This is a genomic window from Pseudomonas sp. SJZ080, from assembly GCF_007828295.1.
Classification (GTDB): Bacteria; Pseudomonadota; Gammaproteobacteria; order Pseudomonadales; family Pseudomonadaceae; genus Aquipseudomonas; species Aquipseudomonas migulae_A.
Genome location: NZ_VIUK01000009.1, coordinates 71,494 through 95,819, shown reverse-complemented (window position 1 = coordinate 95,819; position 24,326 = coordinate 71,494). Strand labels below are relative to the sequence as shown.

The window sequence follows — 24,326 nt, the reverse complement described above, 5'->3', positions numbered from 1 at the left end:
AGGTTTTTGAACAATGCCGTTACGGACCCTTGAGACCTGGCCCCACGGCGCAATCATGCTGGACGCAGAACACACGCGTTTTGCCTTGTGGGCGCCAGATGCGTTTTTTGTCAGTGTCGAACTGGAAGATGGACAATCCTTGCCGCTACTGCCTCAGGCCGATGGCTGGTTCGTGATCAAAACGCGTTGCCCCGCAGGCACGCGTTATCGCTACAACATCGACGGTGAGATTGAAGTACCCGACCCGGCCTCCCGCGCGCAGGCCGGTGATATTGATCGGCACAGCGTGGTGGTCGATCCCCTTGCCTACACCTGGCAACACAGCACGTGGCTGGGGCGGCCATGGAACGAGGCAGTGATCTACGAATTGCATGTCGGTGCGCTGGGCGGCTTCAGCGAAGTCGAACAGCACCTGGAGCGCCTCGCGGCGTTGGGCATCACGGCCATCGAGCTGATGCCCATCGCGCAATTTCCCGGTGAACGGAACTGGGGCTACGACGGGGTGCTGCCCTACGCGCCCCAGGCGTCCTATGGCACCCCCGAACAGCTCAAGCACCTGATCGACACCGCCCATGGCCATGGCTTGGCGGTGATCCTCGACGTGGTCTACAACCACTTCGGCCCGGATGGCAATTACCTGCATCGCTACGCCAAGGGCTTCTTCAATGAAGACAAGCACACTCCCTGGGGCGCGGCCATCGATTTCCGGCGGCGCGAGGTGCGTGACTTCTTCATCGACAATGCGTTGATGTGGTTGCTGGAATACCGCTTTGACGGTTTGCGCTTTGATGCGGTGCACGCCATCGAAAGCCCGGACTTTCTTCAGGAACTGGCGCATCGCATTCGACAACAGATCGATCCGGCAAGGCATGTCTGGTTGACGGTCGAGAACGAGCACAACCAGGCCAGCCTGCTGCAAGAAGGGTTCGATGCGCAGTGGAACGACGATGGCCACAACGCGTTGCACGTGCTGCTGACCGGTGAAACCGATGCCTATTACGCCGACTATGCCGACAACCCCACTGAACAATTGGCTCGCTGCCTGAGCCAGGGCTTCGTGTTTCAGGGCCACACCAACCGCCATGGCGAAGCCCGCGGTGAGCCCAGTGGTCACTTGCCGCCCACCGCGTTCGTGCTGTTTTTGCAGAACCATGACCAGATCGGCAATCGCGCGTTCGGCGAACGGCTGCACCAACTGGCCCACCCCGACGCATTGAAAGCCGCAACAGCATTGTTGCTGTTGTCGCCGATGATCCCATTGATGTTCATGGGCGACGAATTCGCCGCGCAAGAGCCGTTTCTGTTCTTCACCAGCCATCACGGGGAACTTGCGGAACTGGTTCGCGAAGGACGACGTAGCGAGTTTTCCGCGTTCAGCGCGTTTGCCGATCCGGAAAAGCGCGAACAGATCCCCGACCCGAACGCGCAACAGACGTTCGAAGACTCCCGTCCGAACCTTGCGGCGAGCCGGCAGTCCGCCATTTACGCGCTGTACCGCCAACTGTTGCAGATCCGTCATGAGCAGATCATCCCGCACTTGTCTGGCGCCCACCCGTTGGGGGCCGACGTACTGGCGCAAGGCGCGGTGACGGCGCGCTGGCAACTGGGCGATGGCAGCCTGCTGCGCATTGACCTGAACCTCAGCGACACGCCGGTGGTCCACTCCCCACAGGCCGGCACTTCGTTGCTGTTCGAACACCCGCCGAAGTCCGCCGACCTGTTGGATCAGGGCACGCTTGCCCCGTATTGCGCGCTAGTCAGCCTCACGGCCGCAGCCCCTTTGCTACCCCCGGATGGAGAGCGCCAATGAGCGATGCGCAACTGGAAATACTGGCCGGCCGAGCTGGCCTGGCCGTCGACTGGATCGACGCCAACGGCCGCCCACAGAAAGTCGCCCCATCAGTGTTACGCAACGTCCTGAGCGGACTCGGCCACCCGGCCGGCAGTGCCCAGGAAATCGATGCCAGCCTGCTCGAATTGCAGCAGGTGCAACAGACCCGGCACCTGCCGCCGCTGCTGACCGCAGACTTTGGCGTAAGCCTTAACCTCGCGCATTACTTCGAGCCGGAAACCGCCTGCGAGATCCACCTTGAAGACGGCTCGCGACTCAGCTTGAAACTGGATGCCGAGGCGATGTTGCCCGGCCTGATCCCGGTCGGTTACCAGCATGTCAGCATTGACGGGCAGAGCTTTACGCTGGCCGTGGCACCGGCGCGCTGCTACAGCGTCGGCGATGCCGTCGACAGTCCGATCCCCCGCGCCTGGGGCCTGAGCGTACAGCTGTATTCGCTGCGCCGTCCCGGCGATGGCGGTTGCGGCGATACCCAGGCACTGGAGGATCTCGCCCGGGTGGCCGGTGAGCGTGGCGCCGAAGCGTTGGCGATCAGCCCGCTGCACGCCATGTTCAGCAGCGACACCCAGCGCTACAGCCCCTATTCGCCGTCCAGCCGTTTGTTTCTCAACAGCCTGTACGCCGCGCCCGGCGCAATCCTTGGTGAGCGAGCGATGCGCACGGCGATTGATGCCACCGGGCTCGCCGCTGAACTCAAGCACCTTGAAGCACTGCCATTGATCGACTGGCCCGTCGCCGCCGAAGCCAAGCATCGCCTGTTGCAGGCGTTGTACGAAGGCTTTGTCCAGGGCGAACACCCGTTACATGCCGACTTCAGCAGCTACCGCCACGCGGCCGGCGAAGCCCTGGAAAACCACTGCCGCTTCGAAGCCATTCAGGAAGCCCGCGCCGCCAAGGGTGAAAACCTCGACTGGCGCGAATGGCCCGAGCAATGGCGCGATCCGCGCAGCGCGGCACTGGCTGAATTCGCCGAAGAGAATGCCGGGCGCATTGGCTTCTTTGCCTTCTGCCAATGGCTGATCACCCGATGCCTGGAACGCGCTCAAGCCGCCGCCCGCAGCAGCGGCATGAGCATTGGCTTGATCGCCGACCTGGCCGTCGGTGCCGACGGCGGTGGCAGCCAGGCCTGGAGTCGCCAGGATGAACTGCTCGCGTCCCTGACCGTGGGCGCGCCGCCGGACATTCTCAACCGCACCGGCCAGGGCTGGGGGATTTCCGCGTTCTCGCCAGAGGGTCTGGTGCGCAACGGCTTTCGCGCTTTCATCGAAATGCTCCGGGCCAACTTCGCCCACGCTGGCGGCCTGCGCATCGATCACGTCATGGGCCTGCAACGGTTGTGGGTAATCCCTAACGGCGCAATACCCGCTGACGGCGCTTATCTCTATTACCCGGTTGACGATTTGCTGCGCCTTCTGGCCCTTGAATCCCATCGGCATCAGGCCATCGTCCTTGGCGAAGATCTCGGCACGGTGGAAGACAGCCTGCGAGAAAAACTCATCGCCCGCGCGATCCTCGGCATGCGCGTGATGCTGTTCGAACAGGACAACACACGCTTCAAACCGATCCTCGACTGGCCGGACAACGCACTGGCGACCACCAGCACCCACGACCTGCCGACGCTCAACGGCTGGTGGCATGGCCGCGATATCGACTGGAACGCCAGGTTGGGGCTGGTCGATGCCCAGAGTGAAATCGAGTGGCGCCATCATCGTGAACGGGAGCGCGAAGGCTTGCGCCGCGTATTGAGCGAGGACCCGCAGAACTTTCGTGAGGAGTCCCACGAAACCGACCAGGTGCTCGACGCGGCCATTCGTTTCCTCGGGCATACCCGCGCGCCGCTGGTGTTGCTGCCGCTGGAAGATGCCCTGGGCATCGAGCAGCAGGCCAACCTGCCCGGCACCATCGATACGCATCCCAATTGGTCGCGACGTTTGCCCGGCTACAGCGAAGCGCTGCTTGATGACCCGGACGCCGCCCGGCGCCTGGAACTGCTCGCTTGCGCGCGACTTCAGGCCGCCGAGCGTGACCGATGAATCCGCCACGTATTCAACCGCTGCGCGCAACGTTGCGACTGCAGTTTCATAAAGGTTTCACGCTCGACGATGCGGTGCCGCTGGTGCCGTATTTCGCCAGCCTCGGCATCAGCCATGTCTACGCCTCGCCGCTGCTGAGCGCCCGCGCCGGTTCCATGCATGGCTATGACGTGGTCGACCCGACCACGGTCAACCCTGATCTGGGCGGCGAAGCGGCATTGCGTCGGCTGGTCAGCGCGTTGCGTGCGCAGAACATGGGGCTGATCCTCGACATCGTCTCCAACCACATGGCCGTCGGCGGCGGTGATAACCCCTGGTGGCAGGACTTGCTGGAATGGGGGCGCCTGAGCCCTTATGGCGAGTTCTTCGACATCCAGTGGCATTCGCCCGATCCGTTGATGGAAGGCCAGCTGCTGTTGCCCTTCCTCGGCAGCGACTATGGCGTTGCGTTGCAGGACGGCACCCTGCCCTTGCGCTTCGATGCGCAGCGTGGCGCGTTTTATGTCGAGCACTACGATCACCACTTCCCGATTTGCCCGATGAATTTTGGCGAACTGTTGAAAGCGGATGACGAGCAACTCAAGTCTCTGGCCGACCGCTTCAGCACCTTGAGTTATCAGACCGACGCCCACCGTCTGGCGATGCCGCTTAAAGAAGAGCTGCGCGAACTCGCCAGCGACCCGGCCGTGCTTCAAACCATCGAACAGAACCTTGAAGCCTACGACTCGCTGACGCCGGACGGCTTCCAGCGTCTGCATCAGTTGCTGGAGCGCCAGAGCTATCGCCTCGCCAGTTGGCGCACGGCAGCGGACGACATCAACTGGCGGCGCTTTTTCGATGTCAACGAACTGGGCGGACTGCGCGTGGAGCGTCCGGCGGTGTTCGAAGCGACCCACGCGAAAATCTTCGAACTGGTGGCTGAAGGCCTGATCGATGGTCTGCGTATCGACCACATCGACGGCCTCGCCGATCCGCGCGGTTATTGCCGCAAACTGCGGCGCCGGGTCGACAGCCTGGCGCCGGACCGGCACTTGCCGATCTACGTCGAGAAGATCCTTGGCGAGGGGGAAACCCTGCACCGTGACTGGTCGGTGGATGGCACCACGGGTTACGAATTCATGAACCAGTTGTCGTTGCTGCAACATGACCCGGACGGCGCACAAACCCTGGGCGAACTGTGGAGTCGCTGCAGCGAGCGGCCCGCCGATTTCCGTCAGGAAGCGCAACTGGCGCGTCAGCAGATTCTCAACGGTTCCCTCGCCGGTGATTTTGAAAGCGTCGCCCAAGCCCTGTTGCAAGTGGCCCGGGATGACCTGATGACCCGCGACCTGACCCTCGGCGCGATTCGCCGGGCGTTGCAGGAACTAATCGTGCATTTTCCGGTGTATCGCACCTACATCAGTCCCCGTGGGCGCTCCACTGAGGACGATGTGTTTTTCCAGCAAGCCATGGACGGTGCGCGGCAAACCCTCGGCGAGGCCGATTGGCCCGTGCTTGATTGCCTTGCCCGATGGCTGGGCGGTGAACCGTGGCGCAAACGTCCGGTGGGCCGGTCGCGCAAGATGCTCAAACATGCTTGCGTACGCTTTCAGCAGCTGACGTCGCCAGCGGCGGCGAAGGCCGTGGAAGACACCGCGTTCTATCGCTCGGCGGTGCTGTTGTCGCGCAACGACGTGGGTTTCAGCACCGAGCAATTCAGTGCGCCGGTGGCCGACTTTCATGCGGCGTGCCTCAATCGCCTTGAAGAATTCCCCGACAACCTGCTGGCCACTGCGACCCACGACCACAAACGCGGCGAAGACACCCGCGCCAGGCTGGCGGTGTTGAGCGAACGCAGCGCGTGGTTCGCCTGGCAGGTACCGCTCTGGCAGACGCTGGCCCGGCCGCTGCGCGACGACGACCAAATGCCGTCCGCGGGCGATGAACTGATCCTCTATCAAGCGCTCCTCGGCAGCTGGCCGCTGGATCTGCGCAACGACGATAAAGCGGCGTACGAGAACTACACTCAACGTGTTTGGCAGTGGCAACAGAAAGCTTTGCGCGAAGCTAAATTACAAAGCAGTTGGAGCGCACCCAACGATGCTTACGAACACGCGGCTCACCAATTCCTCGAACGCCTGCTACTCAGCCCCGAAGGTGAACGGCTGCGCGCAGCTCTGGCTAAAGCGGCGATGTCGATTGCTGCACCCGGTGCACTCAACGGCTTGGCGCAAACCTTGCTGCGCATGACCGTGCCGGGCGTTCCGGACCTTTACCAAGGCAACGAATACTGGGACTTCTCGCTGGTCGACCCGGACAACCGTCGCCCGGTGGATTACGCCAGTCGTCAACAAGCCATGCAGCGTCCGCTGGACCTGCCTGACCTGCTGGCGAACTGGCGGGACGGGCGTATCAAACAAACCCTGATCGCGCGCACGTTGAACCTGCGCGCCGAACAGGCCGAGCTGTTTCAGCGTGGCTCGTATCAAGCGCTGGAAGTGGTCGGCAGCGAGGCACATCGGGTGCTGGCATTTGCGCGCTCGTACAACCAGAAACAGGCCATCGTGATCGTACCGATACGCTGTGCAGGCCTGCTGGAAAACAGTGCCGAGCCCCAGGTCGGCGCGCAGCAGTGGGGCGATACGCGGGTCAAATTACCGTTCACCACCCCTGACGAGAATCTGAAGGGACTTTTTTCCAGCGTCGCAGTCACAGAACACAAGGAGCTGATGATTGGCGCTGCGCTGGGGGATTTCCCGGTCAATCTCTTTATCCAAAACTTTGAGTTCAGTTCAGGAGCATTGCGATGAGTACCGACGAAAAACGCATCCGCGAATTTGCCTATCAGATCTGGGAATCGGAAGGGAAACCCGAGGGCGAGGAAGCTCGTCATTGGGAGATGGCTCGCAAGCTGGCTGAAGCCGAAGCCCTCGCACCGAAGAAGTCCCCGAAGGCTGCCGCAAGCAAAGCCATCACCGCCAAACCGGCGGCCAAAGCGGATGGCAAGCTCAACGGTCAGGCCGATGGCAAGGCTGCGGCATCGAAAGCCAAGGCCAAACCGGCCGCGGCGGCTGCGAAAGTCACCCCGCCGGGTGAAAAAGCCGCCCAGAAAAAACCGCGCACCACGAAAAAACCACCCGCGGTTTGACGCTTCACTTCATTGCCGCTTGATTGAACCCGTGGCGAGCCTGCTCGCCACCGTGGGCGCGCTCGCCCCGAAAAACCTGTAGTAGCGAGCTTGCTCGCGATGGACGTTAACGATAACGCGTACTTTCTGACTAAACGCGTCGCTCTTTTGTCCATCGCGAGCAAGCTCGCTCCTACAAAAAGCATTCCCCATTTTGCAGGAGCACCTATGACCAGTCCGAAAAATTCCGCGCCAGAACCTCAAGCAGAGGCCTCGCGAATCCGTGAAGGCTTGCCCTTCCCGCTGGGCGCCACCTGGGATGGTCTGGGGGTCAACTTTGCGTTGTTTTCCGCCAACGCAACCAAGGTCGAACTGTGCATTTTCGATGACGCCGGTGAAGTCGAACTGGAACGCATCGAACTGCCGGAATACACCGATGAGATCTACCACGGTTACCTGCCCGACGCCCACCCGGGGCTGATCTACGGCTACCGTGTCTACGGTGCCTATGACCCGGCCAACGGTCATCGCTTCAACCACAACAAACTGCTGATCGACCCCTACGCCAAACAACTGGTCGGCCAGTTGAAATGGTCCGAAGCGCTGTTCGGCTACACCATCGGCCACCCTGACGCCGACCTCAGTTTCGACGAGCGCGACAGCGCGCCGTTCGTGCCCAAATGCAAAGTCATCGATCCGGCACACACCTGGGGCCATGACCATCGCGTCAGCGTGCCGTGGGACAAGACGATCATTTATGAGACTCACGTGCGCGGCATCAGCATGCGTCACCCTTCCGTCCCCGAGAACCTGCGCGGCACCTTCGCCGGGTTGATGGTCGATGACGTGCTGGAACACATCCGCAAGCTCGGGGTGTCGTCGGTAGAGTTGTTGCCGATCCATGCCTTCGTCAACGACCAGCATCTGCTGCACAAAGGCATGACCAATTACTGGGGCTACAACAGCATCGCGTTTTTCGCCCCCGACCCGCGCTACCTGGCCAGCGGCAAGATCGCCGAGTTCAAGGAGATGGTCGCGCACCTGCACGAAGCCAACCTCGAAGTGATTCTCGACGTGGTCTACAACCACACCGCCGAGGGCAACGAACAAGGCCCGACCCTGTCGATGCGCGGCATCGACAACGCCTCTTACTACCGCTTGATGCCTGACGACAAGCGCTATTACATCAACGATTCCGGCACCGGCAATACGCTGGACCTGAGTCACCCGTGCGTGCTGCAGATGGTCACCGACTCCTTGCGCTACTGGGCCACGGAAATGCACGTGGACGGCTTCCGCTTCGACCTGGCGACCATTCTCGGGCGTTACCACCACGGCTTCGACGAACGTCACAGCTTCCTCGTCGCCTGCCGCCAGGACCCGGTGCTGCGTCAGGTGAAGATGATTTCCGAACCCTGGGATTGTGGCCCCGGTGGTTATCAGGTCGGTGGTTTTCCGCCAGGCTGGGTCGAGTGGAACGACAAATTCCGCGACACCGTGCGCGCGTTCTGGAAAGGCGACGACGGCCAACTGGCGGACTTCGCCAGCCGCATGACCGCGTCCGGTGAAATGTTCAACCAGCGCGGCCGGCGGCCATACGCCTCGTTGAATTTCATTACGGCGCATGACGGGTTCACCCTCAATGACCTCGTGTCGTACAACGACAAACACAACGAAGCCAACGATGAGAACAACCAGGACGGCAGCAACAACAACCTGTCCTGGAACCACGGCGTTGAAGGTCCGACCGACGATCCCGAGATCAACGAGCTGCGTCAGCGGCAGATGCGCAACTTCTTCGCCACGCTGTTGCTGTCCCAAGGCACGCCGATGCTGGTGGCCGGTGACGAGTTTGCCCGCACTCAGGAAGGCAACAACAACGCCTATTGCCAGGACAGCGAGATCGGTTGGGTCAATTGGGACCTGAGCGAGGACGGCAAGGCATTGCTGAAATTCGTCAAACGCCTGATCAAGTTGCGCCTGACTTACCCGATATTGCGTCGCGGACGCTTCCTGGTGGGCAATTACAACGAGGACATCGGCGTCAAGGACGTCACTTGGCTCGCACCGGATGGTAGCGAGATGAGCATCGAGCAATGGGAAGATGCGCACGGCAAATGCCTGGGCATGTTGATGGACGGCCGCGCCCAGGAAACCGGAATTCGCCGCAAGGGCGGTGACGCGACCTTGCTGCTGGTGGTCAACGCGCACCACGACATCGTCAACTTCACTTTGCCGGAAGTACCGGACGGCGGATTCTGGACTTGCATGATCGACACCAACCAACCGTCGATTCGTGGTCAGGAACGCTTCGAGTTCGGTCGTGAATATTCCGTCACCGGCCGTTCGCTGCTGCTGTTCGAATTGCAGCACGAGGAAGAAGAGTGAAATGGACCTACAGGCTTTTCTCCATCGACAGTCAGCGGACTACGCCGATACACGGGCGTTAGGCCGGTGCTTGCGGGAGCTGGTCGAGGCCGGTCTTGATCAGCTTCCGCTGCCCGGCAGCGGCCGGACGCTGGAACGCTTTCAGCGTCTGGCCGAGGTCGGCGGGCATGATCTGGGGTTGTGCAAGTTGTACGAGGGTCATACCGATGCTCTTGCGATCATTCAGCAACTCGGCGGTTCGCCCACACCTTGCAGCACCTGGGGAATGTGGGCCGCCGAGCCGCCGGATGCGCGGGTGCGGGTCACCCCTCAAGGCCAGATGGTTGCACTGAACGGGCGTAAGGCCTGGTGTTCAGGCGCGACGGTATTGAGCCACGCGTTGCTGACGACGTGGGATCAACAGGACCGCCAGCAATTGGTGGCGGTGGCGCTGGATCAACCCGGCGTGACCCTCACCGATCAAGGCTGGCAAGCGGTGGGCATGGGCGCCACCGGCAGCGTTGAAGTGCTGTTCGACGGTGCCGAAGCCCAGGCCATCGGCAACCCCGGCGACTACCTGCAACGCCCTGGCTTCTGGCAAGGCGGAATCGGCATTGCGGCGTGTTGGTACGGCGCGGCGCAGAGTCTGGCCGAACGTCTGCGCAGGCACTGCGGCCATCGCGAAGAACCCCACGCCCTCGCCCACCTTGGTGCAGTCGACAGCGCGCTGCATGCCGCGGCAACAGTGTTGCGATTCAGCGCATTGAGCCTCGATGCCGCGCCACAGGAAGACGCCGAACGCCTCGCTCGTCGCGCCCGGGCGGTGGTGGAAAATGCCGTCGAACAGGTGATCCTGCACGTCGGCCACGCCGTCGGCGCCGGTCCTTACTGCAAGGATCGGCAGTTCGCCCGACTGATTGCCGACCTGCCAGTGTTCCTGCGTCAAAGCCACGCCGAACGCGACCTCGCCGCGCTCGGCCAGCACGTCATCAATGGAACATGGACGTTATGAAAACCAATCCCATCGTCGGTCAGGGCACGCCCTTGCACCTGTGGCAAACCTCCAGCCACCTGGCGCAAATGCCAGTGATCGACATCCTCGACCTGGTGCCCGAAGGTTCCCGGGCCGTGGTCATCGCCCCGCACCCTGACGACGAAGTGCTTGGCTGCGGCGGTTTCCTGCAGTTGCTCGCCGCCGCGAAACGGCCGTTGCAATTGATTTCGGTCACCGACGGCAGTGCGAGCCATCCCGGCTCCCGGCGCTGGCCGGTCGAGCGCTTGTGTGCGGTCCGTCCGCAAGAATCCGTTGAAGCGTTGCGTCGACTCGGCCTGCCGTTGCACAGCCTCAAATGGTTGCGCGGCGGGTTCGCCGACAGTCAGGTCGCGGCGCGGGAAACGCAATTGGTGGAATTCATCGAACGTCACCTGCGCCCTACCGACGTGGTTTTCACCACGTGGCGCGAGGACGGCCATTGCGACCATGAAGCGGTTGGGCGCGCCAGTGCCGCGGCGGCGAAACGTGTCGGCGCAACGGTGCATGAACTGCCCGTCTGGACGTGGCATTGGGCAACCCCTGAAGACAGCCTGGTGCCCTGGCAGCGAGCACGGAAAATCCTGCTGGCCTCGCCGCTGGTCGCGCGCAAGCGTCATGCCATTCATGCCTTTGCCAGTCAATTGGAGGGCGACCCGAACATTGGCTTGCCGCCGGTGCTGGCGCCGTATGTGCTTGATCGATTACTGCAACCGTTTGAGGTGGTGTTTCTATGAGTGTCGAGGATCGCTACTTCGACGGGTTGTTTGCCGGCAGCGACGACCCCTGGGCGTTTCGTCAGCGCTGGTACGAACAGCGCAAACGCGCGATCACCCTCGCTACGTTGCCCCGCCCCCGCTACCGCTTCATCTTCGAACCCGGTTGCGCCAACGGGGAGTTGAGTGCCGAGCTCGCCGCTCGCTGCGATCGCCTGTTGTGCTGCGACACCGCAGCCGCTGCCGTGACGCTGGCCAGAACGCGCCTGAGTCTGTTCGACCACGCCGAAGTCCGCCAAAGCCGCTTGCCCGGCGACTGGCCGAACGAACAGTTCGACCTGATCGTGCTCAGTGAAGTCGGTTACTACCTGGACGCCGGTGATCTCGAACAACTCATCGAGCACGCGGCACAGTCACTGACCGCCGACGGCCAATTGCTGGCCTGCCACTGGCGTCCGCCGATCGATGGCTGCCCGCTTAACGCCCGACAGGTTCATGACCTGTTGCACGAGCATCTTCACCTGCCGCGCCTGGTCCTGCATCAGGAAGCCGATTTCCTGTTGGAACTCTGGAGCCGCGAACCGCGCTCGGTGGCGAAGCTGGAGGGCTTGCGATGATCGGCATCCTGATCCCGGCGCATAACGAGGAAGACCTGCTCGAAGACTGTCTGCAAGCTGCGCTGCGAGCCGCGCAACATGAGCTGTTGGGCGGTGAGACAGTCGTCGTTCTGGTGGTGCTCGACAGTTGCACGGATCGATCGTCCGACATCGTCGGCAGTTACCCGGTGCACTGCCTAGAAATCAACGCACGCAATGTTGGCCAGGCCCGCGCTGCAGGTGCGCGGTTTCTGCTGGAGCGCGGGGTGCGCTGGATTTCCTGCTCCGACGCCGACAGTCGCGTGGCTCACGACTGGCTGGTGGCGCAACTGTCGCTGGAGGTGGATGCGGTGTGTGGCACGGTCACCGTGGAAACCTGGGACGAATCGTTCAGTGAGTCGGCACAGATTCAGTATCACCAGCACTATCAGAACCGTGAGGGACATCGACATATTCACGGCGCCAATCTCGGGATCAGCGCCGACGCTTACCGGCGCGCAGGCGGTTTCGAACCCCTGGCGAGCGATGAAGACGTGCAACTGGTGCGGCAACTCGAACGCTGCGGCGCGACGATTGCCTGGAGCCAGCGTCCTCAGGTGCTCACCAGTGCGCGCCTGGACAGTCGGGCCCGGGGCGGCTTCGGTGATTACTTGCGCGAACTCGTACAGGCCGGATAAAAATCAGATCGAACATCGACGCGACGAATAGCCGTACTTGAGCAATACTCTGCTCGCTGCAATCCAGGGTTCGGAGCGCGGCACTCTGCTATCAACCAGAACAAGGGCGTAGCCCGATGAAATCCGTTTCCATCAGCGACAGCAGCCCTTCAGCGCAGATCTGGAATAGCGCTCTTCAGCTGGACAATGTTCCGGTCATCAATACGCAGACCCTGGTCCCCGCTGGCGGGCGCGCCGTGGTGATCGCGCCGCATCCCGGTGACGAAGTGGTGACCTGCGGCGGTCTGCTGCAATTACTCAGTGCCCTTGGCCATCCCCTCCAATTGATCTCGATCACCGACGGCAGCGCCAGTCATCCGGGGTCGCAGCAATGGTCAGAGAAGCGCCTCAGTGTGTTTCGCCCCCAGGAAAGCGTCGAAGCCTTGCGCCGGCTCGGGTTGCCGATGCACAGCCTGAAGTGGATTCGCGGCGGTTTTACCGACAACGCCCTGGCCGAGCGCGAGCTTCAATTGACCCAGTTCATCGCCCGCTATCTGCGGCCTGGCGATGTGGTGTTCACCACCTGGTGCGAGGACGGCAATATCGACCATGAAGCCGTCGGTCGTGCCAGCGCTAAAGCTGCGGCCTCGGTCGGCGCCGCGTTCAACGAAATGCCCGTCTGGGCCTGGCACTGGCCGTTGCGTGACAGTGGATTGATCCCTTGGCATCGCGCCCGCAAGGTTCGTCTCGATACGTGGTCCGTCGCGCGCAAAAGCCACGCCACCCACGCTTATGCCAGTCAGCTCGATGGTGAGCCGGCCATCGGTATCGCCCCGCTGCTGCCACCGGTGCTGCTTGAGCGTATGCGGTTGCCGTATGAAATCGTATTCGTCTGAACTACACCTATCCAATATGGGAGCGGGCTTGCTCGCGAAAGCGGTCTGTCATCCAACATTGATGCCGACTGAACTATCGCATTCGCGAGCAAGCCCGCTCTCACAGGGAATGGGGCGTACATTCGTACTGAACTGCCTGCCGCCACATCAGTCGCATACATAAGCAACCCTGATTCAGAGGAGTGAAAGTGAGCGATGACTCCAAACGGCAATCCGTCGACTCGGTGCCATTGAACACGCCCCCGGCGATTCATCGACTTCGGGTGCTGACCGTCAACACCCACAAGGGCTTCACCGCACTCAACCGACGCTTCATACTCCCGGAGCTGCGTGAGGCGGTACGCAGTACCTCGGCAGATCTGGTGTTCCTGCAGGAAGTCGTCGGCGAACACGAGCGGCATTCTTCCCGTTTCAATAATTGGCCGCAGACCTCGCAATACGAGTTTCTGGCCGACAGCATGTGGAGCGATTTCGCCTACGGGCGCAACGCGGTCTACCCTGATGGCCACCACGGCAATGCACTGCTGTCAAAATATCCGATCCGCGAATACCGCAACCTCGACGTCTCGATCACCGGGCCCGAGCGTCGCGGACTGTTGCATTGCGTGCTGGACGTGCCGGGACACGCCGAAGTCCATGCCATCTGCGTGCACCTGAGCTTGCTGGAAAGCCATCGCCAATTGCAGCTCGAATTGCTCTGCCAGCTGCTGGAGTCATTGCCCGACCATGCCCCGGTGATCATCGCCGGCGACTTCAACGACTGGCAGCTACAAGGCAACACCGCCCTCGCCCGTCGCGATTACCTGCACGAAGTCTTCGAACGCCACCATGGTCGTCCTGCCAAAACCTATCCGGCGCGGTTTCCGTTGCTGCGCCTGGACCGGGTTTATCTGCGCAATGCCAGCAGCCACGACCCGCGGATATTGGGAAGCAGGCCATGGACGCATTTGTCGGATCATTTGCCGTTGGCGGTTGAAGTGCATTTATAGCGCCACCTTCTAGCGCCCTCATTTTCTCAAGCATTATTGACAGTAATCCGGGTGGGGATTTGATTGGCTGTCCTGTCGGCCAATCAGGTTCACTTACCGATTGTCGGTTGCCAAAAAGCCTCTGGATCACGGTTCCCATGATGATTTTTCGTACAAACAAGAACTTAGATAAGTACTAAAAAACAATTAGTTGCATCGGCTAAATTAGCCATACCGCTCATCGTTCATTTTCTTGACGCGGAGCTTTGAGTCTTCTTAGCTTCACCGTACTACCCCCGGAAGTAACACCTGAGGCAAACCATCAGACACCCGTGAAAACGGGCGGGCCAAGGCTTGCCCCACTCCATTCGGTCGCCCCTCATTCGGGGTAGGAGAGACGCCAGAGCGAGATGCCGCATGCGACTGCAAGGTAGACCTCCATGAAAACTTCATTCACCCCACAAGAGATCAAAGTCACTTTTTGCACTGTCTCGAGTTCACTCCTGCTGTGCTCATCCATGGAAGTGCAGGCCTCACCTGCCGAGGAAGAAACACCCCCCTGGTATGACCAGGAGATTCCGGCGCTTACCTTGCCCGCGCTCGCAGCAACCTACCCCGGCCGCTTTAGCGCCAATCCGGATTTGCGAAGTTCACACCTGACCATCGAAGACGCTGCGCCGTCGGCCTGGGATCAGCTTTATGGACAGGCGTCGCGTCAAGCTCTAACCGATTACCAGTCCCATGGCTTCACGCTGCCTGGCGCCAATCAACTCAAAGGCCCGGCGATCCTGACCCTGCAAAGTGGCAGCGGCCATACCCAGCAGTTCGGTCTGATCGGCGGCACCAGTCAGTTCCAGAGTAACGGCAACGGCCTGCTGACCAGTCGCGCCCTCGCCGCCCCCAACACTGACACGCTTAACCTGCAAGGCCAGAGCCTCGGCGCCTACTACAGCCTGACCGGCCCCCAAGGCTGGCACGTGGATTTGACGGCCAGCGGAGGTCGGGTCAACGGCATCAGCCGCACCGAACAAGGCGCCCGGCAAGTCACCGAAGGCAGCGCAGTCACCTTCTCGGTGGAAGGCGGCTTTCCGATTGGTCTGAGCGACAACTGGGTCGTCGAGCCCCAGGCGCAGTTGATCAACCAGCGAATCACACTGGACACGCCGTACGCAGGTTCGGGCAATGCGTCGTCCAGCGACCTGTCCTCCTGGAGCGGCCGGGTCGGTGCGCGATTGAAAGGTAGTTACGACATCAACGGCCTCGCGGTTGAACCGTATGTGCGGACCAACTTGTGGCACACGGTGTACACCGGCAATACCGTGACCCTCGATCAGGTCGACAAGATCAGCAGCAGCCGCTACTCATCCACCGTCGAAGTGGGGTTGGGTCTGGTGGCCAGGGTCACGCCCGCCGTGAGTCTGTACTTCAGCGCCGATTACAGCAGTGATGTGGATGACAATGATTTGAATGGGTTGATTGGCAGTCTGGGTGTGCGGATGCGGTGGTGAAAACACCTGTCAGACCTGTCACTTCTTACAGTAGGCAGACTTGTGGCGGTCGTGCATTGTGAGGAACAGTTCACTTTGATCAGGACTCGCAGGGATGCCAACAGCCACCTCGACACACGCGCATGCCGACACACCGACCCTTCGGGTGTCGGATGCGCGAGGGTTGCTGGTCAGGATGGTGCAATTTCATCGGCGGGAGGCTGGCGATCCTGTTGATACGCGAGTGACCCATCAACGGTTCGACGCGGCGGGCCGGTTGGTGGGCAGTCGTGATCCATATCTGTTTGATCTGGCTCATACCGATGTATTGGCACCTTTTAACCTGAGCCAAGTGGTGAGCCTGTCTGGTGCTCCGCTTTCGACCCGCAGCGTCGATGCCGGATGGCGTGTTGTGTTGAACGGTGAAGCCGGTCAACTCGTTGAAAACTGGGACGGTCGCGGCAGCCATTCGCTGACTGAGTATGATGAACTGCTGCGCCCGGTGGCCGTGCGTGAATACGGGCGGGAAGTGGCCGAGCACACGATCGAACGATTTACCTACGCCGGGGTTGGCGCGGAGTACGCCGCGCACAATCTGTGTGGCCAGTTGATTCGCCACGATGACCCGGCCGGCACCGTGCGTGTTCGCGACTTGAGCCTTCTCGGCAGCGTGCTGAAACAGACGCGGCAGTTCCTGATCAGCACTGATCCGCCGGATTGGCCCGTTGAAGTTGCCGGGCGAGACGCGCTGCACGAACCGGGCGACGGCGCGACCACCTCTTACGCCTACTCCGCCACCGCCGAGCCCCTGCGCCAAACGGACGCGTTCGGCAATGTCCAGTCGTTCGCCTACACCCTCGCCGGGCAACTGAAAAACACCCGTCTGACCCTGGCCGGTGATGGGCAAACCGAGAAGGTCCTGGTCAGCGCTATCCACTACAACGCCAGCGGCCAGATCGAAGCGGAAACCGCCGGCAACGGCGTCATCACCCGCCACCATTACGACGAGGCCAACGGCCGATTGACGCAACTGAGCGCCCACAAAGCCGATGGCACGCCGCTGCAGATCCTCAAATATCTCTACGACGCCGTGGGCAATGTCCTGAGCATCGAGGATGCCGCGCAACCGATCCGCTACTTCAGCAACCAGCGCATCGAGCCGATCAAAACCTACCGCTACGACACGCTTTACCAGTTGATCCACGCCACCGGTTGCGAGGCCCAATCCGGTCGCGGTGGCCCGGCCCTGCCCGACTTTCAATCCTTGCCGCCCGATCCCGGCCAGATCGCCAACTACACGCAAACCTACCGCTACGACGCCGGCGGCAATCTGCTGAATCTGGAGCATGTAGGCGCGCAAGCCCACAGCCGCACCTTGACCCGCTCCCGCTACAGCAACCGCTGCTTGCCCGAGCGCGACAACCGGCCACCGACCGAGGAAGAACTGTCCAATGGTTTTGATGCCAACGGCAACCTGTGTGAATTGCAACCCGGCCAGCGGCTAAGTTGGGACCTGCGCAACCAACTCACGAAAGTCTGTCCCGTCGTGCGTGAAGATAAACAAGATGATTGCGAATGCTATATCTACGACGGTGGCGGTCAACGCGTACGCAAGGTGCACTCTAGCCAAACCAGCGCGCGTACGATCATTCGTGAAGTGCGTTACCTGCGCGGCCTGGAAATCCGCAGCCACAGCGGCACCGGGGAAATCCTCCACGTCATCACCGCCAGTGCTGGCAGCAACAGTGTGCAGGTATTGCATTGGGTGCCGAAGCCACCCGGTGAAATGACGCAGGATCAGGTGCGTTACGCCCTCAACGATCACTTGAAATCCAGCATGCTGGAACTGGATCAAAACGCCGACCTGATCAGCCAGGAATGGTATTACCCGTTCGGCGGGACTGCTCTGTGGGCAGGTCGCGACGAAACCGAAGCCAAATACAAAACCATCCGTTACTCGGGCAAGGAACGGGATGCCACGGGGCTTTATTGCTACGGCCTCCGTTATTACGCACCGTGGTTGCAACGCTGGATCAATCCTGATCCCGCGGGACCTATCGACGGGCTCAACTATTACTGCATGGTCAGCAACAATCCCACCACCTTTCTGGATGTACTGGGCAAGAAAGGCGAAAGGTACAACGATGAAGATCTAAACAACTTCAAAAAAGAACTTAAGGAGTCCACATCAATAACAAACGCCATCAAAGACAATAAAGAAATACAGAAAATTCTCGGAAAAATAAACAAGACGAAATCGATATCAAAACCCGAGCACTTTGGAAAGTTTGCAACAAGAATTCTTTTAGTGCGCAAAGAACTAGAAAATGAAAAAGAACGGCTTGGCCCAGATATTTATAGAATGACTTACGAATTCTTCGGTTCTGCACTACTCTTTAATTCTACAACTAATGGATCTTATGTAGCCTGGGAGGCACCTCCATTCAACTTATTTGAAGGACCAGGTTGGAGTGCCCCCCAACCTTCTGGGGGGAGTCGGCCGAGTAGTTCTCAACGAGCACAATCAGGTCGGCCGCAATTTGAACCAAACCGTCGACCTGAGGCGTCCCATTCGCGCAACAGTCATAAACCCGAAACTCCATTTATAATGCCTGAAATGCTGCCATCGCAAACGGATGAAAAAATCTCCAAGGGATACAATATCGCCATCGAGATTATCAATAACAAGAATAACATTCGCGCTATTTTTCCTGACGAAGACGACAACAGTAGAAATCTGCGATACAAGCAACTTGCATTACTTATACACCCAGACGAACTCAAACTAGAGCAAGTGCCTGACGTCGAAAAAAGAGCCGAAGAAGCCACTAAAATAATTACAGTCTGGAAAGCGAACGGATATCCCGGAGCAACAACAAGTCGTCGATAATCCAGATGCCATCAAGGTGAGCCCCTTTTTTACAGACCCGTATCGGTAGGAAAGGGGCTACCGATAATCAATGTCCCCTGATCACCCCTCCGGCCGCAACATCAACACCGCCAACGGCGGCAAATTCAGCACCAGCGACAACGCCTGCCCATGGCTCGCCTCCTCCTCGGTAAATGCCCCGCCGCTGTTCCCGTAATTCGACCCGGCATACATCGCCGCATCGCTGTTGATCACCTCCGTCCACCGCCCGGCAATCGGCACGCCAATGCGATAGCCCTCACGTGGCACCGGCGTAAAGTTGGCGACAATCAATACCGGCCGCCCATCCTTGCTCCAGCGCATAAACGCGTAAACGCTGTTGATCGCGTCATCGCCGATCAACCACTGGAACCCTTGCGGCGCGTCGTCCTGGTCATGCAAGGCGGGTTCTTCGCGGTACAACCGGTTCAGGTCGCCGACGAGTTTCTGCACGCCTTTGTGTTCCGAATACTGCAGCAAGTACCAATCCAGCTGCTGATCGTGGTTCCACTCGCGCCACTGACCAAATTCGCACCCCATGAACAACAGCTTCTTGCCCGGATGTGCCCACATGAAGCTCAGGTACGCCCGCAGGTTGGCGAATTTCTGCCAGCGATCACCGGGCATCTTGTCGATCAGCGAGTGTTTGCCATGGACCACTTCGTCGTGGGAGATCGGCAGGATAAAGCGCTCGGACCAGGCATACACCAGGCCGAAACTCAGTTCGTTATGGTGATGGGCGCGGTACACCGGGTCTTGCTGGATGTAATGCAGCGAATCGTGCATCCAGCCCATGTTCCATTTGTAGTCGAAACCCAGGCCACCTTGTTGCGTGCTCTGGCTGACGCCGGGCCATGCCGTGGACTCTTCGGCGATCACCAGCGCGCCGGGTGCTTCCAGGTTGACCACGTCGTTGAGGTGGCGCAGGAAGTCGATCGCTTCAAGGTTTTCCCGACCGCCGTGACGGTTCGGCACCCACTCGCCGGCCTTGCGCGAGTAATCGCGGTACAGCATCGATGCCACCGCATCGACGCGCAGGCCGTCGACATGGAAATGCTTGAGCCAATGCAGACCCGAGGCCAGCATGTAGCCGTGCACTTCGGTGCGGCCGAGGTTGTAGATCAGCGTGTCCCAATCCTGGTGGAAGCCTTCCTGCGGGTTGCCGTATTCGTACAGCGCGGTGCCGTCGAATTGCGCCAGGCCGTGGGTATCGGTCGGAAAATGCGCCGGGACCCAATCGAGGATAACGCCGATGTCGGCCAAGTGGCAGGCGTTGACGAACGCCGCGAAATCATCCGGCGAACCGTAACGGGCGCTCGGGGCAAACTGTGAAAGCAGTTGATAGCCCCACGAGCCGCCAAACGGGTGTTCCATGATCGGCATCAGTTCAATGTGGGTGAACCCCAGTTCCTTGACGTACGGAATCAACCGTTCGCCCAGCTCATGCCAGGTGTACTGGCGGGCCACTTCGCCCAGATCGTCCAGCTCGCATTGCCACGAACCGGCGTGCAATTCGTAGATCGACAGCGGCGCGCTCGGTTTTGAACGCTCGACGCGAGCCTGCATCCACTCGTGGTCCTGCCAGTCGATATTCAGCGGTGAAGCGACCTTCGACGCAGTGTCCGGCGGCAGTGTCGTGGCCAGCGCCATCGGATCGGCCTTGAGCGGCAGAATGCCGTGGGCGCCAAGGATCTCGTACTTATAGGCTTCCCCCGCTTGCAGGCGCGGGATAAACAACTCCCAGACGCCGGTCGGGTGACGCAGGCGCATCGGGTGCCGACGGCCGTCCCAGTTATTGAAGTCACCCACCACCGACACCCGTTTGGCGTTCGGTGCCCACACGGCGAAACGTACGCCGTCAACACCGTCGACGTTTTTCAGTTGCGCACCCAGGCAACTGCTCAAGTCACGGTGATTGCCTTCGGCAAACAGGTACAAATCCATTTCACCGAGCAGCGGGCCGAAGCTGTAAGGGTCTTCGGAAACCTGTTCGCCGCCCGCCCAACGTGTGCGCAGCACATACGGCTGCGCCCGATCGAAATGCCCGACGAACAGCCCCGGCGTTTCGGTGGCCTCGAGGCTGCCGAGTTCTTCCCCGGAGTCCTTGGCCAACACCTGCACGCTCAGCGCGTCAGGCAGATAGGCACGAATGAATTGGCCACCGGCATCGTCGCCATGGGGACCGAGAATTGCAAAGGGGTCTTGATGCTGGGCGCGTACCAGCGCGTCGATGTCCCGCGATCTGGGCAGTAACGCCTCTTTAGCGTGACCCTGTTCCTTGTTCGAGAAACTCATGACTACTCTCCACCAAGATCGGAAAAGGGTTTAAGCCCACTCAATAATCCATATAAACCGTGCAACGGCACGGGCAGCCAGGTAGGCCGATTTTCTGCTTCATAGGCCACCTCATACGCCGCTTTTTCCAGACCGAACAACGCCAGCGCGGCGTCCTCGCCTTCCGGATCTTGCCACGCATGAGCAAGACTAGCTGCCGCCAGCCGATAAGCGTCGACAAATGCCTGTTTCGCTTCATTTAAATAGCGATCCGAGACCCGCAGCCGTGCGGCCCGGGCATCGGCGGTGTTATCAACGTTGTTCACGTTGATCGCCATGGCCGCCGCGTAGTCGAACGAGCGCAAGACGCCGCTCACGTCCTTGTACGGGCTGTGCTTGCCGCGCCGTTCAGACAGTGGACGCGCCGGTTCACCTTCAAAGTCGATCAGGTAAGCGTCGCCCTTGATCACCAGCACTTGTCCCAGGTGCAAGTCGCCATGGACGCGGATACGCAAACCACCGATCGCCTTTTTGCCCAATTCATGGACGTGACTGAGGATGGCTTTTTTGTTGTCCAGTAAACGAGTGACCAGGGTTTTGTCCGCGGGGTTCAGTTCGTTTTGATGTTGCTTGAGTAACTTCAGCGCGTGCTCCAGTTGCGCGGCGACATCCTTGGCCGAGGCCAGGGCATCTTTTTGCGAGGTGACTTGCGGTGCGAAGTCCGGATTGTCCGTCGGCGCGGCCAGCACCTGATGCATTTCCCCCAGACGCTGACCGAGCATGCCAGCGAAGTCTCGCAGTTCGCCGAGGGCGTTGTAGTGCTGCTCCTGCTCGGACATGGCATCGGCGAGTTCGTCGCGCAGTGCCCGTTCGAGGTTGTTCTGCGTCCACTCCCACGCATCGCCCTGATTGCTCAGATAGCCTTGGGCGATCATCAGCAGGTTGTCTTCGCCCTTGGCATCGCGGCGGACCACCGACCCCAGTAACGGCGAAATATTGGCGAAGCCTGCACCGGTCAGGTACGCGCTCATTTCCAGTTCCGGGTGCACGCCCGAGGCGACCTTGCGGATCAGTTTGAGCACCAGGCTGCTGCCGATCACCACCGAGCTGTTGGACTGTTCGGCCGACAGGTAACGCACTTCCGATTCAGCCGTCAGGCCCAGTCTGGCCAGCTCGGCAGTCGGCTGGAAACGAATCTCGCCGCCATCGGAAGGCAGCACGGCGTTGTCCTGCATGCCTTGCAAGACTGCGCGGATGAAGTGTTCAAGACTGAAAGCATCGGTGATCAAACCCACCTGCGGACCGCGTCGCACCCGAGACAGCGCCAGTTGCTGTGGCAACGCGGGACCCACCTGATCATCCGCAATGAAGCCGAACGGCAGCTGATAGCGGCTGGTCTGGCCGCCGCTGGTGACTTCGATTTCACTCAGCAACACCGGGTGCAGCGCATCACCGAAGCGCACGCCGTAGGCCAGGTTGACCTTGTCGATGGTCGCGTCCTTGCCGGCGAACCAGCGTCGGTTTTGCAACCAGTTTGGCAGGATGTCCTGTTCCAGCGTGCCGCGTGACGGCGCTTCGAGCAGCTCTTCCATGCGTTTTTTCAGCACCAGAGTGGTGAAGTCCGGCAGGCTTTGCGCCGGTTCTACGTGCCAGCTAGGCATTTGATTCTCCGCTGCGAGTCCGAACCAGTAAAAACCGTAAGGCGCCAGGGTCAAGAGGAAATTCAACTGGCCAATCGGCGGGAACGCGTTACCGCCCAACATCTCCACCGGCACCATGCCGACGTAGGCCGACAGGTCCAATTCTGCCGCTTGGGCGCTGCGCGACACGTTGGCCACGCACAGGATGATTTCGTGCTTGCCGTCCGCACCGGTGAATTCTCGGGTATAGGCCAGAATCCGCCGGTTGCTCGGCGACAGCATTTTCAGTGTGCCGCGTCCGAACGCCTTGGATTGCTTGCGCACGGCGAGCATGCGGCGGGTCCAGTTGAGCAGCGAATGCGGGTCACCGGCCTGGGTTTCGACGTTGACCGACAGGTAACCGTATTGCGGGTCCATGATCGGCGGCAGCACCAGGCTCGCCGGATCGGCGCGGGAGAAGCCGCCGTTACGGTCAATCGACCATTGCATCGGCGTGCGCACGCCATCGCGGTCACCGAGGTAGATGTTGTCGCCCATGCCGATTTCATCGCCGTAATACAGGGTCGGTGTGCCGGGCATCGACAGCAGCAGGCTGTTGAGCAATTCCACACGGCGACGGTCGCGTTCCATCAATGGTGCGAGACGACGGCGAATCCCCAGGTTGATCCGCGCCCGACGGTCGGCCGCGTAGTAATTCCACAGGTAGTCACGCTCCTTGTCGGTGACCATCTCCAGCGTCAGCTCATCGTGGTTGCGCAGGAAAATCGCCCACTGGCAGTTGGCCGGGATCTCCGGGGTCTGGCGCAGAATGTCGGTGATCGGGAAGCGGTCTTCCTGGGCCAGCGCCATGTACATGCGCGGCATCAACGGGAAGTGGAAGGCCATGTGGCATTCGTCGCCGTTGAGGCCTTTGGCGTCGGTGTCCCCGCTCTCTGATTTACCAAAATACAGCTGCGTATCTTCCGGCCATTGGTTGGCCTCGGCGAGCAGCATGCGATCGGGGTAATTGGCGTCGATTTCAGCGCGGATCTGCTTGAGAACGTCGTGGGTCTCGGGCAGGTTTTCGTTGTTGGTGCCGTCCCGCTCGATGAGGTACGGAATCGCATCCAGCCGCAAACCGTCGATGCCCATGTCGAGCCAGTAGCGCATCACCGACAGCACGGCCTTCATCACTTGCGGGTTATCGAAATTCAGGTCCGGCTGGTGCGAATAGAATCGGTGCCAGAAGTACTGGCCGGCGACCGGGTCCCAGGTCCAGTTGGATTTCTCGGTGTCGAGAAAGATGATGCGGGTGCCATCGTATTTTTGATCGTCATCGGACCAGACGTAAAAGTCCCGCGCCGCCGAACCGGGTTTGGCTTTGCGTGCCCGTTGGAACCAGGCGTGCTGGTCCGAGGTGTGGTTGATGACCAGTTCGGTGATGACCCGCAAGCCACGCTTGTGGGCTTCAGAGATAAAGCGCCTGGCATCGGCCATGGTGCCGTAATCGGAATGCACGCCACGGTATTCGGCAATGTCGTAGCCGTCATCGCGTCGTGGCGACGGGTAGAACGGCAGGAGCCAGATGGTATTGACACCGAGATCGGCGATGTAATCGAGTTTGGCGATAAGACCGGGAAAGTCGCCGATTCCGTCGTTGTTGGAGTCGAAAAAAGACTTAACGTGAACCTGATAGATCACTGCATCCTTGTACCAGAGCGGGTCCTTGATAAAGGTGGCAGCCTTGGGTTTCTTCGCCATTTGAAACTCCTGTTGAATTCGAAATAGCCACTTGCCTAAAGCGCGATGAAAAAACCT

General features: G+C 60.4%; 15 protein-coding genes. 13 read left to right on the top strand and 2 right to left on the bottom strand.

Annotated features, from left to right (window positions below):
- Nucleotides 1-13 precede the first annotated feature (13 nt).
- The 13 genes from treZ (at nt 14) to FBY04_RS14315 (ending at nt 18,597) form a co-directional block, all read left to right on the top strand.
- Nucleotides 14-1,810, top strand: a complete 1,797-nt coding sequence (gene treZ, locus FBY04_RS14375; RefSeq protein WP_145315606.1) for a malto-oligosyltrehalose trehalohydrolase — start codon at nt 14-16, stop codon at nt 1,808-1,810.
- Nucleotides 1,807-3,885, top strand: a complete 2,079-nt coding sequence (malQ, locus tag FBY04_RS14370) for a 4-alpha-glucanotransferase (RefSeq protein WP_145315605.1) — start codon at nt 1,807-1,809, stop codon at nt 3,883-3,885. The genes treZ and malQ overlap by 4 nt, the downstream gene beginning before the upstream one ends.
- Nucleotides 3,882-6,674 carry a malto-oligosyltrehalose synthase gene (locus FBY04_RS14365; RefSeq protein WP_145315604.1) on the top strand — a complete coding sequence of 931 codons (2,793 nt, stop codon included), beginning with the start codon at nt 3,882-3,884 and terminating at the stop codon, nt 6,672-6,674. Before malQ ends, FBY04_RS14365 begins: the two co-directional genes overlap by 4 nt.
- The gene (locus FBY04_RS14360) at nt 6,671-7,012 is read left to right on the top strand and encodes a DUF2934 domain-containing protein (RefSeq protein WP_145315603.1); all 342 of its coding nucleotides are present in this window, start codon (nt 6,671-6,673) and stop codon (nt 7,010-7,012) included. Before FBY04_RS14365 ends, FBY04_RS14360 begins: the two co-directional genes overlap by 4 nt.
- 207 nt (nt 7,013-7,219) lie before the next feature.
- Nucleotides 7,220-9,379 (top strand): glycogen debranching protein GlgX, encoded by a 2,160-nt coding sequence (gene glgX, locus FBY04_RS14355; RefSeq protein WP_084320678.1) that lies wholly within the window; start codon nt 7,220-7,222, stop codon nt 9,377-9,379.
- A gap of 1 nt (nt 9,380) precedes the next feature.
- Nucleotides 9,381-10,370 (top strand): acyl-CoA dehydrogenase, encoded by a 990-nt coding sequence (locus FBY04_RS14350; RefSeq protein WP_145315602.1) that lies wholly within the window; start codon nt 9,381-9,383, stop codon nt 10,368-10,370.
- Nucleotides 10,367-11,125, top strand: a complete 759-nt coding sequence (locus FBY04_RS14345; RefSeq protein ID WP_145315601.1) for a PIG-L deacetylase family protein — start codon at nt 10,367-10,369, stop codon at nt 11,123-11,125. The genes FBY04_RS14350 and FBY04_RS14345 overlap by 4 nt, the downstream gene beginning before the upstream one ends.
- Nucleotides 11,122-11,721, top strand: a complete 600-nt coding sequence (locus FBY04_RS14340; RefSeq protein ID WP_145315600.1) for a class I SAM-dependent methyltransferase — start codon at nt 11,122-11,124, stop codon at nt 11,719-11,721. The genes FBY04_RS14345 and FBY04_RS14340 overlap by 4 nt, the downstream gene beginning before the upstream one ends.
- Nucleotides 11,718-12,377, top strand: a complete 660-nt coding sequence (locus FBY04_RS14335; protein ID WP_084320674.1) for a glycosyltransferase family 2 protein — start codon at nt 11,718-11,720, stop codon at nt 12,375-12,377. Before FBY04_RS14340 ends, FBY04_RS14335 begins: the two co-directional genes overlap by 4 nt.
- A gap of 116 nt (nt 12,378-12,493) precedes the next feature.
- A complete protein-coding gene (locus tag FBY04_RS14330; protein ID WP_084320673.1) occupies nt 12,494-13,252 on the top strand; it encodes a PIG-L deacetylase family protein in 759 nt (252 codons plus the stop codon).
- 188 nt (nt 13,253-13,440) lie between these two features.
- Nucleotides 13,441-14,241, top strand: coding sequence for an endonuclease/exonuclease/phosphatase family protein (locus FBY04_RS14325; protein ID WP_084320672.1), 801 nt, complete (start codon nt 13,441-13,443; stop codon nt 14,239-14,241).
- Between the two features lie 419 nt (nt 14,242-14,660).
- Nucleotides 14,661-15,728: an autotransporter outer membrane beta-barrel domain-containing protein gene (locus FBY04_RS14320; protein WP_145315599.1), complete on the top strand. Its 1,068-nt coding sequence runs from the start codon at nt 14,661-14,663 to the stop codon at nt 15,726-15,728.
- Between the two features lie 94 nt (nt 15,729-15,822).
- On the top strand, nt 15,823-18,597 hold the full coding sequence (locus tag FBY04_RS14315) for an RHS repeat domain-containing protein (RefSeq protein WP_145315598.1): 2,775 nt from the start codon (nt 15,823-15,825) through the stop codon (nt 18,595-18,597).
- A gap of 81 nt (nt 18,598-18,678) precedes the next feature.
- Here FBY04_RS14315 and glgB read toward each other — a convergent pair whose 3' ends face one another.
- Nucleotides 18,679-20,910 carry a 1,4-alpha-glucan branching protein GlgB gene (gene glgB, locus FBY04_RS14310; protein ID WP_084320669.1) on the bottom strand — a complete coding sequence of 744 codons (2,232 nt, stop codon included), beginning with the start codon at nt 20,908-20,910 and terminating at the stop codon, nt 18,679-18,681.
- A gap of 2 nt (nt 20,911-20,912) precedes the next feature.
- The gene (gene treS, locus FBY04_RS14305) at nt 20,913-24,269 is read right to left on the bottom strand and encodes a maltose alpha-D-glucosyltransferase (RefSeq protein WP_145315597.1); all 3,357 of its coding nucleotides are present in this window, start codon (nt 24,267-24,269) and stop codon (nt 20,913-20,915) included.
- Nucleotides 24,270-24,326: the final 57 nt, after the last annotated feature.